Annotated in this window: 17 protein-coding genes and 1 riboswitch; of the genes, 7 read left to right on the top strand and 10 right to left on the bottom strand. The window is 47.4% G+C overall.

All coding sequences use genetic code 11. The annotated features are described in order from the left end of the window. Positions 1-93: 93 nt before the first annotated feature. The 5 genes from P401_RS0115745 to pta all read right to left on the bottom strand — a co-directional run bounded on the left by P401_RS0115745 (position 94) and on the right by pta (position 5226). On the bottom strand, positions 94-393 hold the full coding sequence (locus P401_RS0115745) for a rhodanese-like domain-containing protein (RefSeq protein WP_029343185.1): 300 nt from the start codon (positions 391-393) through the stop codon (positions 94-96). A 120-nt stretch (positions 394-513) separates the two neighbouring features. Next, complete coding sequence (locus tag P401_RS0115740; RefSeq protein ID WP_029343184.1) at positions 514-1890, bottom strand: amino acid permease; 1377 nt, start codon at positions 1888-1890, stop codon at positions 514-516. Positions 1891-2111: 221 nt separating this feature from the next. Then, positions 2112-3413, bottom strand: coding sequence for a nucleobase:cation symporter-2 family protein (locus P401_RS0115735; RefSeq protein WP_029343183.1), 1302 nt, complete (start codon positions 3411-3413; stop codon positions 2112-2114). Continuing rightward, positions 3410-3994, bottom strand: coding sequence for a xanthine phosphoribosyltransferase (locus P401_RS0115730; RefSeq protein ID WP_029343182.1), 585 nt, complete (start codon positions 3992-3994; stop codon positions 3410-3412). The genes P401_RS0115735 and P401_RS0115730 overlap by 4 nt, the downstream gene beginning before the upstream one ends. 75 nt (positions 3995-4069) lie before the next feature. Continuing rightward, a riboswitch (purine riboswitch) is annotated at positions 4070-4169 on the bottom strand. A 70-nt stretch (positions 4170-4239) separates the two neighbouring features. Next, complete coding sequence (gene pta, locus P401_RS0115725) at positions 4240-5226, bottom strand: phosphate acetyltransferase (protein ID WP_029343181.1); 987 nt, start codon at positions 5224-5226, stop codon at positions 4240-4242. Between the two features lie 345 nt (positions 5227-5571). Here pta and hemQ point away from each other — a divergent pair, with 345 nt between their 5' ends. After that, on the top strand, positions 5572-6348 hold the full coding sequence (hemQ, locus tag P401_RS0115720; protein ID WP_029343180.1) for a hydrogen peroxide-dependent heme synthase: 777 nt from the start codon (positions 5572-5574) through the stop codon (positions 6346-6348). A gap of 92 nt (positions 6349-6440) precedes the next feature. Next, entirely contained in the window at positions 6441-6590 is a 150-nt protein-coding gene (locus tag P401_RS18715; protein ID WP_169738100.1) for a hypothetical protein, read from the top strand. 100 nt (positions 6591-6690) lie between these two features. On the opposite strand, the gene P401_RS0115710 is transcribed toward P401_RS18715, so the two are convergent. Both P401_RS0115710 and P401_RS0115705 read right to left on the bottom strand, forming a co-directional pair. After that, positions 6691-7059 (bottom strand): DUF423 domain-containing protein, encoded by a 369-nt coding sequence (locus P401_RS0115710; RefSeq protein WP_029343179.1) that lies wholly within the window; start codon positions 7057-7059, stop codon positions 6691-6693. Positions 7060-7061: 2 nt separating this feature from the next. Then, the gene (locus tag P401_RS0115705; protein ID WP_023466752.1) at positions 7062-7667 is read right to left on the bottom strand and encodes a trimeric intracellular cation channel family protein; all 606 of its coding nucleotides are present in this window, start codon (positions 7665-7667) and stop codon (positions 7062-7064) included. A 165-nt stretch (positions 7668-7832) separates the two neighbouring features. Here P401_RS0115705 and P401_RS0115700 point away from each other — a divergent pair, with 165 nt between their 5' ends. The 4 genes from P401_RS0115700 (at position 7833) to P401_RS0115685 (ending at position 12268) form a co-directional block, all read left to right on the top strand. Continuing rightward, positions 7833-9461, top strand: coding sequence for an ABC1 kinase family protein (locus tag P401_RS0115700; RefSeq protein ID WP_029343178.1), 1629 nt, complete (start codon positions 7833-7835; stop codon positions 9459-9461). Between the two features lie 142 nt (positions 9462-9603). Further along, complete coding sequence (locus P401_RS0115695) at positions 9604-10455, top strand: GRP family sugar transporter (RefSeq protein WP_029343177.1); 852 nt, start codon at positions 9604-9606, stop codon at positions 10453-10455. Between the two features lie 17 nt (positions 10456-10472). Next, positions 10473-11258: an SDR family oxidoreductase gene (locus P401_RS0115690; RefSeq protein ID WP_029343176.1), complete on the top strand. Its 786-nt coding sequence runs from the start codon at positions 10473-10475 to the stop codon at positions 11256-11258. 32 nt (positions 11259-11290) lie between these two features. Further along, positions 11291-12268, top strand: a complete 978-nt coding sequence (locus tag P401_RS0115685) for a cation diffusion facilitator family transporter (RefSeq protein WP_029343175.1) — start codon at positions 11291-11293, stop codon at positions 12266-12268. 39 nt (positions 12269-12307) lie between these two features. Here the strand turns inward: P401_RS0115685 and P401_RS0115680 are convergent, their stop codons facing one another. The 3 genes from P401_RS0115680 to P401_RS0115670 all read right to left on the bottom strand — a co-directional run bounded on the left by P401_RS0115680 (position 12308) and on the right by P401_RS0115670 (position 14071). Then, a complete protein-coding gene (locus P401_RS0115680) occupies positions 12308-13018 on the bottom strand; it encodes a thermonuclease family protein (RefSeq protein ID WP_236627127.1) in 711 nt (236 codons plus the stop codon). A gap of 75 nt (positions 13019-13093) precedes the next feature. Beyond that, on the bottom strand, positions 13094-13744 hold the full coding sequence (locus P401_RS0115675) for an SDR family NAD(P)-dependent oxidoreductase (RefSeq protein WP_029343173.1): 651 nt from the start codon (positions 13742-13744) through the stop codon (positions 13094-13096). 60 nt (positions 13745-13804) lie between these two features. Beyond that, a complete protein-coding gene (locus P401_RS0115670; protein ID WP_029343172.1) occupies positions 13805-14071 on the bottom strand; it encodes a DUF5327 family protein in 267 nt (88 codons plus the stop codon). Positions 14072-14128: 57 nt separating this feature from the next. Here P401_RS0115670 and P401_RS0115665 point away from each other — a divergent pair, with 57 nt between their 5' ends. Beyond that, on the top strand, positions 14129-15097 hold the full coding sequence (locus tag P401_RS0115665) for a Gfo/Idh/MocA family oxidoreductase (protein ID WP_029343171.1): 969 nt from the start codon (positions 14129-14131) through the stop codon (positions 15095-15097). Positions 15098-15121: the final 24 nt, after the last annotated feature.

The raw sequence follows: 15121 nt of genomic DNA, 5'->3' as shown, positions 1-15121 counted from the left end.
GAAAAATGTTCATAGAAAAATCGATAAACGTGTACTCGTTCACATGAAAAAAGACGACTCATTTCGAGTCGTCTTCCTTGATAACGCTTACCCTTATGCTTCTTGATCGCCTTTCCAGTTCATCATACCGCCTTCGACGTTGACAATATCATATCCGTACTGCTCGAGGAAACGACCGACGTTTTCGCTCCGTCCGCCTGCTTTGCAGATCAAGTAGTAGGTTTCACCTTCTTGCAACTCCGTATAGCGTTCGCCGATCTCAGACATCGGAAGGAAGCGGACGTTCGGAATGTGTCCTGCATCGTATTCATCCTGCTCACGGACGTCGACGACGTGCAACGCTTCGCCTGCCTCTAATCGCTCTTGTAACTCGTCTACATGAATCGTTTTCATCTCGTATGACCTCCTGTATGGTTCTGTCGTAAGTGTAGCAAATCTATCGTTAAAACAAAACGAAACCGTTTGATACGAAGTGATGAAAAAGCGAACCCGTTTCCGGATCCGCCCGTTTTATTATTCTCCTGATGCTTTCCGAATCGACTGACGTGTCTCCTTATGCATTCCCCGTGCATAATAGACAGCAATCAGAATTGCGTACCACAGTGGTCCAACGACCAAAGCAATGCGCGTACTTGCATCAAATGCCATCAAGACGATGACACCGGCAAGTGCCGCGAGGGCAATGTAATTGGCAATCGGGAAGAACGGAACAGCAAATTCTGCTGAACCATGTACCTTCCGTGCCCGCATCTGAGCGATCAGAATCATCGCCCACGTCCAGACGGCTCCGAACGTCGCGATACTCGTTACGATTGCAAAAACATCTTCCGGTAAGAAGTAGTTCAAGGCGACACCAACTAGCAATGCGACACCTGAAAGAATCGTCGCCAGTGCTGGAACACCGTTTTTCGAGATTTTCGAGAAGCGACGTGGTGCTTCACTGTTCTCGGATAAGTTCATCATCATCCGGGCTGTCGAGAAGATACCCGAGTTACATGACGAGAGTGCTGCCGTTAAGACAACAAAGTTGATGATGCCGGCTGCTGACTCAATACCGAGCGATTGAAATAGTAATACGAACGGACTACTGTTATTTGCACCAACTTGATCCCACGGATAAATCGATAAAATGACGAAGAGCGCCCCGATGTAGAATACTAAAATCCGAAGGAAGACGTTGTTAACGGCTTTTCGAATCGTTTTCTTCGGGTTCTTCGCTTCCCCTGCTGTGACCCCAATCACTTCAATTCCTAAGAACGCAAACATGACCATCTGCATGGCAAGAAGTACACCAGTGAACCCGTTCGGTAGGAATCCACCATGTGACCACAGGTTCGAAATCCCAACTGGTGTGCCGCCGTTCCCAAGACCAATGACGATCGTCAAAGTTCCTAAGATGATCATGGCGACGATCGCGACGATTTTAATCAACGCAAACCAAAATTCGAATTCACCATAAAATTTAACAGCAATGAAGTTGATGCTCGTCATCAAGACAAGTGCTGCTAGTGCCCATACCCAGCCCTGGGAATCCGGGAACCATACTTTCATGTAAATACCGACTGCTGTGATTTCCGCCATACACGTAAAAATCCAGAGTAACCAATAATTCCAACCTGTTAAAAAACCAGCTAATGGACTGACATACTTCCGGGCATACTCCGCAAAACTACCAGCTACCGGCTCCCGCACCGCAAGCTCCCCAAGTGCTCGCATGATGATGAAGATGATAATACCACCGATCAGATAACCAAGTAAGATCCCTGGACCTGCCAGTTGGATCGCTTTCGCTGACCCGAGGAAGAGTCCGACACCGATTGCCGCCCCCAGCGACATTAGTGTAATATGACGTTCTTCCAGTCCCCGATTCAACTCTGTCTGTTGTTTCATTTTTACGACGTCCTTCCCGTCTCTGTTTGTTTCTTAGCAGTTCCCCGTACCGCTACGTTGTCAGTATAAAGAAGATGTGTCGATTTTGTAAACGTTTTCATCCAATATTTCTCACCAAATCCACATACTCGGAATATTCTGATTACAATAGCAATATAAAAAAAGGAACCATCTGCTACTAAATAGTATACAGGATGGCTCCTTTCGGAAAGTTACAATTGTTAATCAACTTTAGCAAGTGGTACATCTGCTGTCTCGGACTTCCCGGTCAATCGGAAGATGCCATTCAGTAATAATGCCGTCAGCGATCCCGCGACGATTGGGCTATCCGTCAAGACACGGATTTGTGACGGGAGACCGGCTACGATCTCCGGATTCATGCTGATTCCTAAACCAATTCCGAGCGCGAGTGCCACCGTGATGACGTGTTCATTTTTCGAGAAATCGACCCGGGACAGAATACGAATCCCGCTCGCTGCGACTGTTCCGAACATGATCAACATTGCCCCACCCAGGACGGGTTTTGGAATCAATGTCGTAAACGTCGCCACTTTTGGTAAGAAGCCGAGCAAGATTAAAAATCCGCCCGCAAATAAGATGACTTTACGTGTCTTCACGCCAGTCAACTGAACCAGACCGACGTTTTGGCTGTAGGTCGTATACGGGAAACTATTGAAGATACCGCCAACGATCGTTGCAACCCCTTCTGCCCGGTAGCCACGCGCTAGATCCTTATCCGTCAAGCGACGATCCGTGATCTCACCAAGTGTCAAGAATACACCTGTCGATTCGACCATCGAGACGAGACCCACGAGCGTCATCGTCAAGATAGCGGTCGCATTGAATGTCGGTACACCGAAGTAAAACGGTGTCACCATTTGGAACCATGACGCTTCCGCCACCGGACTGAAGTCGATCATCCCCATTCCGAACGCAACGAGTGTACTGATCATCACAGCAATCAAGACGGCTGCTGCTTTTGAGAAAACAGTTCCATAGCGATTCAAGATTAAAATCAAGACGATCGTCAGTCCAGCGAGTCCGAGATAACGTGCGTCACCAAAGTCCTTCGCGCCCTGTCCGCCTCCGATGTCATTGATCGCAGCCGGAATCAAGGAAATGCCGATGATCGTCACGACAGAACCAAGGACGACTGGCGGAAACAGGACTGCAATCTTACTGAACCAGCCTGAGATGACGAGAATGATCAGCCCACTCGCAATCAAAGCACCGTAAATCGCCGTGATCCCTTGAAGACTACCGATCGCGATCATCGGACCGACTGCCGTGAAGGTACAACCGAGCACGACAGGAAGACCGACACCTGTGTATTTCGTGACGAGTACTTGTAATAAGGTCGCTACGCCACACATGAAAAGATCAATCGCCACTAAATAAGCGAGTTCTTCTCCCGACAATCCGATCGCACTCCCGACGATCAGCGGAACAACAGCTGCTCCGGTGTACATCGCAAGCACATGCTGAAGTCCGAGACTAGCGGCTTTGAAGTTTGATAGTCTCATATGGTCACCGAATTGACGAACGTCGCTTTTCCGTCCTTCAACGACTCCACGCGAGCGAGTGACTCGACGCGGAATCCAGCGTCGATCAGTTTTTGACGTCCCGGTTGGAACGACTTTTCAATGACGATTCCAAAACCGGCAACTTCTGCACCTGCCTGTTCAACGAGGCGAGCAAGACCAAATGCCGCTTCCCCGTTTGCGAGGAAATCGTCAATGATCAAGACACGCTCACCTGGTTGCAGGTATTTTTCTGCAACCGTAATCGTACTCGTCTGTTGTTTCGTAAACGAGAAGACTTCAGCTGAAATCGTCCCTTCATTCAAGGTGACGGATTTCGTCTTACGGGCATAGACCATTGGTACACCTAAACGGAGCGCCGTCATCATTGCCGGGGCAATACCACCTGCTTCGATTGTCAAAATCCGCGTGATCCCGGCATCTTGGAAGCGGTCCATGAACTCATAGGCGATTTCCCACATCAAGGTCGGGTCGACCTGGTGGTTTAAAAAGGCATCCACTTTCAATACTTGATCCGATAAGACGATTCCCTCTTGATTAATCATGTCGTGTAGACGTTTCATACATGCATTCTCCTCTTTAAAAACGAAAAAACGTACAGCCGCTACCCGGGGGCAGCCACTGTACGTCAAAAAAGAGAGCAGTAACTCACCACCCGTAGTCGGACCGTTACGGCGATCCGGTAGAGACTCGTGGGCCAATTCCCACTATTATACGAGCGTTGCTATACGTTTACGTTTCGTGATTTTCGTGATGTGTACCATTGTACGGGGTTTAGCGAAAAAGTAAAGACTTTTTCACACCATGCTTAGGCTTGGCGTTCTTCGACCGCTTGTGCTGCCGTGATGATCGCGAGTTTGTAGACATCCTCTTCGTTACAACCGCGTGAAAGATCGTTGACCGGTTTGTTCAAACCTTGAAGGATCGGACCGATTGCTTCGAATCCACCAAGACGCTGGGCGATTTTGTAGCCAATGTTTCCAGCTTCAAGACTTGGGAAGATGAAGACGTTCGCTTGACCTGCGACATCTGATTCTGGTGCTTTTGATTTCGCGACGCTTGGAACGAATGCAGCATCGAATTGAAGTTCGCCATCGATTGCAAGCTCCGGTGCACGTTCTTTAGCAATACGAGTTGCTTCAACGACACGCTCTGTCTCTGGTGATTTTGCTGAACCTTTTGTCGAGAAGCTAAGCAATGCCACTTTCGGATCGATACCGAATGTTTTCGCTGTTTTCGCAGATGCGATTGCGTTCTCTGCTAGATCGTTTGCATCCGGTGCGATGTTGATCGCGCAGTCTGCAAAGACGTATTGCTCTTCGTCACGTACCATGATGAAGACGCCTGATGTTTTTTTATAGCCTTCTTGCATTTTGATGATTTGAAGTGCTGGACGAACTGTATCGCCTGTTGCGTGCATTGCTCCCGATACAAGACCTTCTGCTTGTCCTGTGTGAACGAGCATCGTACCGAACGTGTTCACGTCTTTTAAGATGACAGCACGTGCTTGCTCTTCAGTTGCTTTCCCTTTACGGCGCTCAACGAACGATGCGACGAGCTCATCAATTCCAGCGTAAGAAGCAGGATCAATCGTATCAAGTCCAGTGACATCGATTCCGTTTGCTGTTGCTGTTTCTTCGATTTGTACACGTGGTCCGATGACGACCGGTGTGACGAGACCGTCTTTCTTCAAACGGACAGCTGCGCCAAGAACACGCGCGTCAATTCCTTCTGGGAAGACGATTTTCGGTTGGTGCGCTTTAATCTTTTGTTCTAACATATCGAATAATTGCATGAGTTTCTCTCCTTTTTAGGTAAACACGACGTCGTCGATTTGATCGATTTTCTTTTCCATCGTTTATTATACACAGTTCTCAATCGTTATTAAAACAATTTGCAAAAAAGTTATCTAACAAAAGCACTGAAGCCATATTAATCGACTATTACAGTCATTTTCAAGAATGATACAGAGACTATTTCCAAGCAAAATAATCTCCCCTTCCCCTTTTACCCACTCTCTGCTTTTTTCATGTGTTACGACTTCATGGACAAAGACCTTTTTGGGCGAAGCCCATCCATAGAATGTGATAAGATAGGATATGGAAAAAGACAACTTATTTCAGACTCAGGAGGTCATCCCATGCAACATCAAACATCTGAACCGACTGCTACGCAACAAGCCGCTGAAACACTCGACGGCTGGTATACATTACATGATTTCCGCCGGATCGATTGGTCACGCTTGAAACAAATCGACGCGACAGACCGCGCGCGCATGATTGAAGAGTTCCAAGCTTTCCTCTCAGAGCTTTCTGATGTCGAAGCGACAAAAGACGGAAGCCACGCACTCTATACAATCATCGGTCAAAAAGCTGATCTCGTCTTGATGGTTCTTCGTCCAACGATGGAACAAATCCAAGACGTCGAAGTCAAAATGCAGAAACTTGATCTCTATGATTACTTGATCCCGACGTACTCTTACGTCTCTGTCGTCGAACTCGGTACGTACCGTGGTTCAGGCGAAGGGAACCCATACGAAAATCCGTACGTGCGTGATCGTCTCTATCCGATTCTGCCGCAAGCGAAGCACATCTGCTTCTATCCGATGAGCAAGTCACGTCGCGATGGCGACAACTGGTACACGCTCTCGATGGAGAAACGTAAAGAGCTCATGTATCGTCACGGGATGATCGGTCGGAGTTACGCTGGAAAAATTCAGCAAATCATCGGTGGATCAACTGGATTCGACGATTGGGAATGGGGCGTCACGCTCTTCTCAGACGATATTCTTCAGTTTAAGAAAATCGTCTACGAAATGCGTTTTGATGAAGTCAGCGCGAAGTACGGTGAGTTTGGTGAGTTCTTCATCGGCAACCGTCTTGAAAGTGAACAATTAAATACTCATTTTGCACTTTAATGTGTTGAATGACGTTTGATTGAAATATCTCATGGGAATATACTCCTTGCGGCTATAAAACAGTAGGTTGAATGACGTAAGGAGGAATTACCATGGGGAATGCTATGAACCGATCGACACGATCGCGTGAATTGCAATTCGCTGTGCTTTCAAAAGAGCTGAAACCGGTTGCAGATCGCGTACTGGATCGCTATGAGCAAGCATTATCGAAGCTAAATAAAACACAAACGGCAAAACGGTGAGTCCGTTTTGATACCTTCGCCTACTCTGAACTGAGTAGGCGTTTTTCGTATGAAAAAAAACCGTTTTTCTTCAGATCAACTGAAGAAAAACGGTTTATCCTCATAACCCTTTGTATGCGCCGATTGCGACAAAAATCCATGCTGCGATGAATAAGACACCACCGATTGGTGTGATCGCTCCAAGTTTCGTCACATTCGTCAATGCCATGACGTACAGACTACCGGAGAAGAAAACGATACCGGCAAGCATCAGCCATGCTGCTAATGACCATTGTGGAATCGATACCTTTAACAAGAGTCCCCCGAGTGCTAGGATGCCGAGCGAGTGTACCATCTGGTAAAGTACGCCTGTCTGCCAGTTCGCGAGCATCCGTTCCGTTAGCATATCTTTCAAAGCGTGTGCACCGAATGCACCTAGTGCGACCGATAACATCATCGAGATCGCGCCAATCATAATGAAAACTTTCATGCTTATTCTCCCCCTAACCGTCGTGCTGGTAAATTCCATTCATAATAATACGATAGCATACGTAAAACCGTGATGAGTCCAAGCAATGTGAACAAATGTAGAGGATTCGTCAATTGGAAGCGATCAATCACGAGAGCTGCCATGACGGCCCACATCGCATAAATTTCTTTATGCAAGACGAGTGGTTTCCGACCTGCGAGTAAATCCCGAATCACTCCACCACCAACACCAGTCAGCACAGCTGCTGAAATCGTCGCAGACAACGGCAATCCTTTTGCTGTCGCCATCAAAGCACCTTGAATCGCAAACGCCGACAACCCAAGCGCATCCGCGAGGACGCCCCAACGTGTCCAGTGCGGCAAAAACAACTGGGGTAACATGAAGATCAACAACGCAACGAGAATTGCGACTAAGAAGAGACCACCTTGCGACCAAAGAGCGGATACCGGTACACCAATCAGTAAATTACGAATGGCACCGCCGCCGAATGCTGTGATCAAAGCAAGTAACCAAACACCGAATAAATCATATTTTTCTTCCATCGCAACAATCGCACCACTCATCGCAAAAGCGACCGTGCCGATGATATTCAATAAGTCCCAGGACATGCGCACATTTCACCTTTCTACAAAGAAATTCCAATACTTACTATACTCTCTTTTTAGTTTCCGTAAAGCATTAATTTTCTGTCACCGTTTCGACCGTTTGCGAGTGACGTTTTTAGGTAAAGTAACCTATACTGAAACAAACTGTACAGGAAGCTAGGTGACCGTATGAAACGTTGGGCGTTTTATCGCATCGTCGTCATCGTGACGATGTTCGCACGTTACATTTTTACGATCTATCGATTCACCCGGAAAAACCGGCCAGGTACGAACAACGAAGAGTTTGAGCGCATCATGATCCGGATTGCGCGTGACTATAAGAAAAAAGCATTACGGCTAGAAGGATTACTGATCAAGCTCGGCCAGTTCTTATCGATTCGAGCCGATCTGTTCCCACCATCCGTCTTGATGGAACTGACCGAACTGGTCGATAAAGTACCTTCAAGCAAACTCGGAGAGTCACGAAAGATCATCGAAGAAGATTGGGGCATGCCGATTGAAGAGATCATCTCGGACATCAGTCCCCGTCCTGTCGCTTCTGCCTCGATTGGTGAGGTGTACAGCGGAACCTTAAAATCAAACGGTAAAAAAGTCGCGATCAAAGTCCAGCGACCGAATATCGAACAAATCATCAAGACCGATTTCCGTGCCATGCGCATCGTCATCGCCATGTTACGTCGGACGTCATTAAACAAATCGACTGATCTACAAAGTCTGTACCGCCAAATGGTCTTCGTCATTGGTGATGAATTGAATTACCGAACTGAATTAAAAAACGGTCTCTACTTTAAAAAGATGTACGAGACGAATCCTGTCATCTATATTCCGAGTTATTATGAAGAACATTGTACGAATCGGGTGCTCGTCATGGAATGGATTGACGGGACACGTATCACCGACCTCGATTATTTAGCAGAACATCAGATTGACCGTGACGAACTAGCGCGTAATTTATTCTTAAACGCTGGTGAGCAATTACTGTTCGGTGGGAAATTTCACGCCGATCCACACCCAGGTAACGTCCTTGTCCAGTCTGATGGCAAAATTGTTTTGCTAGATTTCGGTATGATTGGAGCGACGACGCCTGATGACATGCGGGCGATTCAACGAATCCTCCAATCTTTCGTCACCTTGGATTACGATGCGATCGTCGATGGTTTAGAAGATTTACGATTCCTGTTGCCGAATGCGAATAAGCAAAACATCCGACAAGCGATTGAAAAAGCGGTCACGTTTTATCTCGAGAGTGATATGGAAAACGTCGATACGAAGCTGATTGAGAAGGTCTTATCCGATATCGAATTGCTCGTCCGAAACGAACCGATCCAGCTTCCTGCCGAGTTCGCGTTCTTCGGTCGTGCTGCCTCGACGATTCTTGGGATCCTTCAGATTCTTTCACCACAAATCAATCTACTCGAGTTAGCCAAGCCAATGGTTCGACGTTGGCTCGATGACGAAGGGAAAAACCAAAACCGTTACCTACAGATTGCCGGATCCTACGGTGCGCGATTGCTTGCCTTCCCGCGCCTTGTCAACGACGCTCTCAGCGAACCGACGCGTTGGCGGATCATGGAGCAACAAAAGTTCTCTCGCGTCGCGAACATCGAATCACTCAAAATCCGGCAGTGGACGAGTTCACTCGTCGGAATCATCAGCCTACCTTTTAGTTATCTCGGCTATTATTTTACGCAGTACGATGTCATGGGGATTTCCTTGACGATTGCGGTCATCGCTTTATGGAATGGTCGCCGAATCGGACGACAAATCGTTCGGATTGCTGACGAACCGTTCCGATAAACGAAATACCAGTAAACGTTCACTTCGGTGGGCGTTTTTTTATTTCAGAATAACTCTTCTTCGCGCTTCGAGGTTTTTCCTCGCGTCTCGCGGGGTACAGCTTCAAGTAGAGAGATAATAGTAAGGAGAGGTGAAACACTTGATTGATATTTTAATTGCCATCGTTCCTGCATTGATGTGGGGATCGTTGCCGCTCGTCGTCTCGAAAATCGGAGGTTCAACGGCGCAACAAATTATCGGTACGACTCTGGGTGCGTTGCTTTTCGCGATCGTCACCTTCTTTTTTGTCAGCCCAGAGCTGTCGACGACTGCTTGGATCGCCGGATTCTTTTCTGGTGCTTTCTGGGCGCTCGGTCAAAAAAATCAGTTTGCTGCCTTTCGTCAGATGGGTGTCTCAAAGACGATGCCAATCTCAACAGGAATGCAACTCGTCGGAACATCATTGTTCGGTGTTCTCGCTTTCGGAGAGTGGTCAACGACAACTGCGTTGATTCTCGGAATCAGTGCCCTTGTATTGATCATTGCCGGAGCAGCTTTCACGTCTTACAAGGAAGATAAGAGTAAAGAAGATGAGAATATAGGAAAAGGTCTGACGCTCCTCCTCATCTCGACTGTCGGGTATGTCGGCTACGTCGTCATTGCCCGTTGGTTCGATATCAATGGCTGGGAAGCAGTCTTACCACAAGCTGTCGGGATGGTCGTGAGTGCGATTCTTCTTTCTTTACGAGAAGGAGATCTCTTCACGAAAAAAACAGCCGGCAATACGGTTGGTGGACTCATGTGGGCTGTCGGGAACGTCGCTTTACTGTTTGCCACAGCAAAAGTCGGGGTCGCGACGAGCTTCTCCCTCTCCCAAACAGGGGTCGTCATCTCAACGATTGGCGGTGTCCTCTTACTGAAAGAAACGAAGACAAAGAAAGAGATGACCTTTGTCATCATCGGTTGTATTTTAGTCGTTGCCGGCGGAATCATGATTGGATTTACGAAACAATAATGAAGGAGTGAAGCATCATGTATGAAAGTTTAAAAGGAAAAGTCGCCATCGTAACAGGTGGATCAATGGGAATCGGTGAAGCTGTCGTTCGCCGCTATGCAGAAGAAGGCATGCGTGTCGTCATCAACTACCGCAGTCACCCGGAAGAAGCGAAGAAAATCGCTGAATCGATTAAAGAACAGGGTGGCGAAGCCCTGATCGTCCAAGGAGATGTCTCGAAGGAAGACGATATGATCAACCTCGTCAAAGAGACTGTCGCACACTTTGGTCAGTTGGATGTTTTCGTCAATAACGCGGGAATCGAGATGCCGTCAGCATCTCATGAAATGTCACTCGAAGACTGGCAAAAAGTCATCGACGTCAACTTAACAGGTGCATTCCTCGGTGCGCGTGAAGCACTGAAGTACTTCGTCGAACACGATGTCAAAGGTAGCATCATCAACATGTCGAGTGTTCATGAAATCATTCCATGGCCAACGTTCGTCCACTACGCTGCGAGTAAAGGTGGCGTCAAATTGATGACACAAACTCTTGCGATGGAATATGCACCAAAAGGCATTCGGGTCAATGCGATTGGACCTGGTGCGATCAATACACCGATCAATGCTGAAAAATTCGAAGATCCAGAACAACGAAAAGAAGTCGAGAGCATGATCCCAATGGGCAACATCGGGAAACCAGAAGAGATTTCTGCCGTTGCCGCATGGCTTGCGTCAGACGAAGCAAGTTATGTCACAGGGATCACACTCTTTGCGGACGGTGGGATGACACTTTATCCGTCTTTCCAAGCAGGACGCGGTTAACCTATTTTGAATAGACAAGGAGAGAACCGCTCATGGCCACTTTTTTCTCATTGATCCGTCGCGGCAATAAGTCAGCCCTTGCTGCTGCTGTCGTCAATACAATCATTGCTATCATCAAGTTCGTCGCTTATATCTTGACTGGGAATGTGGCGATGTTTGCCGAAATGATGCATACAATCGGTGATGCGGCGAATCAGTTTTTCGTCTATATCGGTTCTGCTCTCAGTAAAAAAGCACCGACGAAACGGTTTCCGAACGGATTCGGTCGCCTTGTTAACCTCGTGTTACTGGCTGCAATCATCGTCGTCGCGTTGCTTGCGTATGAGACGATCCGGGAAGGCATCTTGCATATCACACATGGTCCTGGCGAAGAGACGACTGGGCTTTGGATCATTTTGACGGCACTTGGAATTGGTGTTGTACTCGAAGTCGGCGTCTTTTATAAAGCGATGATCGAGATTGCTCATGAAACCGGGCTTAAGTCTAGAGGGTTGACACTTGTTGGTCAAAGCTTCACCCATCTTGGGCAGGCAAAACCAGCTACACGTCTTGTCTTCATGGAAGATCTTGTTGCGACTCTCGGTGGTATCATCGCAATCATCGCTGTTCTGATTTCACACTACACATCGTTTTATCAAGCAGAGGGCATTGCATCGATTTTGATTGGTCTGATGATGTTTTACGTCGTTTATAATGTCTTTATTCAAAACGCTGCCGGTGCGCTCGGTGAAATTGATGAAGTACTGACTGCTAAAATTGGTGAAATTCTCTTACGTGATGAGGCCGTTCGGGATATCGAAAAACTTGAAGTCATCAAGGAAGGGGATCACTTCCATGTCGAGACAGAGATTGAAGTGGATCCTAACTTAACGATTGCCCAAGCGGACGACATCAAGGACCGGCTTGAACTGCAAATTCGAATTCTTAAAGGGGTCACCGATGTCACGATCTCCTTTGATGAAGATGATAAAGTACAACAGTATCAATCTCCCTCACCACCTGTAGAATAAACAAAAAGCCATCGGTAGATGGCTTTTTGTTTGCATTCATTAGCGTGTAGCGCGGACGAATCCGGCTTCTTCTGCTTCTTTTTCCGTACAGAATCGTTGCTCCGGCTTCACTTCATCGTAGGACTGCCCTCCCGGTACATGGTAGATTTTTTTACCTGACCGATTGATGTTGCCTTTGATTTCGCAGGATTTCGTTTCTGTAATCGCTTGAGCGTCAAAGCCACGATTTGTGACGTAGCCATCGTGCTCCCAAATCTTTTTCTTCGACTGCTTGGCTTCCTGTTCGATCTGTTCGAACATATCGACATAACGTGTATCCGGCTCATAGACGAACGCTACACGTGCGAGCCCTTTTCGAAGTAACTCCTGATTCAACATCTTATCACCGTACCAGACGTATGCGAGTAATCTTCCGTATCGATCGGTCCGGGAATGGTCACGCTCGACCCGAATAGCTGTTCCGCTCGGTAAGGTCTCTTTCGTAAACGCTGACGCTTCCGTTCCATATGGTTGAACCGGTGTATCCGGTTTGACGGTTTCTGGTGTATCGACAAGGAGTAGACGAACGTCCTCCGTTTTTCCATCCGCCAACTTTACTTTTAACGTATCCCCATCGATGACGCGCTCGACCGTCGCCTTCGTGACCTTTTCGTCATCCGGTTGTTTGATGCCAAGCACATCGGTTTCTTCTGGTGCACAACCGATGAGAACGAATAGAAAAAGTAGACTCATCATGGCGTATCGTCTCACTTTTGTTTCGCTCCTTTCCATGAAAATACGGATCCGGTCAAAGCCCGAACCCGCATATGCTATCTTGGTTATTCGTTAGTCTGCTGATAGAACCGTTTCGACTTCATTTCGGTTCGTATAAAGTTGATAGAACGCTTCCGCTACATTTTTTGGATCAAGTGCCGTGCCACGCTTCACTTCTCCGGCAATCGTGACAGTTCCGACGTAGACACCGTCTTCCTTCAATGTATCATGTAACATATGCGTCACTTGTCGAACGCCTGCCTTCCCGATTGAAAGCCCTGGCAACGATTTGATCGCTTGCATCGCAGCGCCGCCTCCAGTAATCAGGATCGCGCCGTCTTTTCGTTCTTGCATCGACGGAGCAACGAGTTGTGCGGCATGCAGTGCACCGAGCACATCGATTTCGAACTCTTTCGTAATCTGTTCTGCTGAGACTTCAAGGACAGACGCTTGATGTAAAATCGAAGCATTATAGACTAAGACATCAACTTGTCCGTACTGCTCCTCTGTCCATTCGATGAGTGATGCGATATCGGCTTTTCGAGAAGCATCACATTCCACTCCGACCGCTTCCACACCCGCTTCTTTTAGTTCCGTGATAACGGCTGCGAGTGTTTCTTGTGTCCGCGCCGCACAAACGACTTGAAAGCCTTCTTGTCCGAATCGTTTGCTGATCTCATATCCATTCCCTGGTCCTGCTCCAATGACGATTACTGTTTTCATGACGTATCTCCCCTTCTCATTTCAACTGTGATGGTTATTCCCTGAATCGCGTCATTTCATTCAAAAATCGAGCAAGGAAGTGCCTTTTTCTTCTTTATCCTGCGAAACACCCATGAAGCGCGCTAACATCGGATCGACTGTTGGTGTTGCCTGAGGTGTTGACGTAGGTAGCGATATCGTTGAACTTGATGTCGCCTCAGATTCAAGTAATAGTTCACAGTACGCCTTCATCGCTGCAATCTGCTCTTTCTGGGCGGCTCCTGTCGTTTGCTCAATGCGTTGCATCGCTTGACGCATCTTTTCAATGATATGTTGTTCCGTAATCATCTTGTATTCCTCCTTGTGGTAGATTGAGGGTATGAACTTGAAAGGGATGTGTTTTCCATGATTCGTATCGCTTTAGTTGGTTTTGGTATTGCCGGTGAACATTTACATGCTCCTTATTTACACGCACCTGATTATCAGTTAGTTGCTGTTCAGTCGAGTCGTCCGGAAGCAGTCGCTGCTTATGACGTGACGCTACCTGTTTATTCGACACTTGAAGACTTGCTCGCTAAAGAACAGATTGATTTAGTCGTCATCGCGACAGCAAATGAACTACATTATCCACTTGCGCGCCTCGCTTTGCTATCAGGCTGTGATGTACTCGTCGAGAAACCGTTCACTGTCACGCTTGAAGAAGCCGAAACGTTGACAGAACTAGCACGTATACACGATCGGTTACTGACAGTTTATCATAATCGTCGGTATACGAAGGACTTTCGAACGCTGATGACCTTACTCGAATCCGGACGTCTCGGCACTCTCCAAACGTTCGAAGCGCATTATGATCGCTATCGTCCAGACGTTGAAGATCGTTGGCGCGAACAGGACGTGCCCGGTGCCGGTCTACTGTATGACCTGGGGTCACACTTGATTGATCAAGCACTCGTCGCCTTCGATGAAATTCCGGATCGCGTCTTTTGTGACCAAACGATTCAACGGCAAGGTGGGATCGTTGATGACTATACACATCTGATTTTAGCATTCGGTACGCGACGCGCTATTTTACACATCGGTTCCATCGTTCCGGCTGTTGGTCCTTCGCTAATGGTACACGGGACACAAGCAAGCTATTTTGTCGATGAAGTCGATACGAAACGAACGACTTATCAGTTGGCTGAAGCAAACGGACCCATTGAAGACTTTCCTTTTGTCTCCGGGCAATTTGGCGATTATTATACAGATCTCGCGCCAGCTATTCGTAAGCGGACAACACCACCTGTCTCTCCGAAACAGGCTGAACTCGTCATGAAAATCATTGATCGTGCTCAAAAGAGTGCAAAATCGGGTACATGGATAAAAGTAGACTAACTATCCATTCAGACGAACAGGGGG

This window comes from Exiguobacterium acetylicum DSM 20416 (assembly GCF_000702605.1).
GTDB lineage: Bacteria > Bacillota > Bacilli > Exiguobacteriales > Exiguobacteriaceae > Exiguobacterium_A > Exiguobacterium_A acetylicum.
This window is presented reverse-complemented; position numbering and strand designations above follow the sequence as displayed.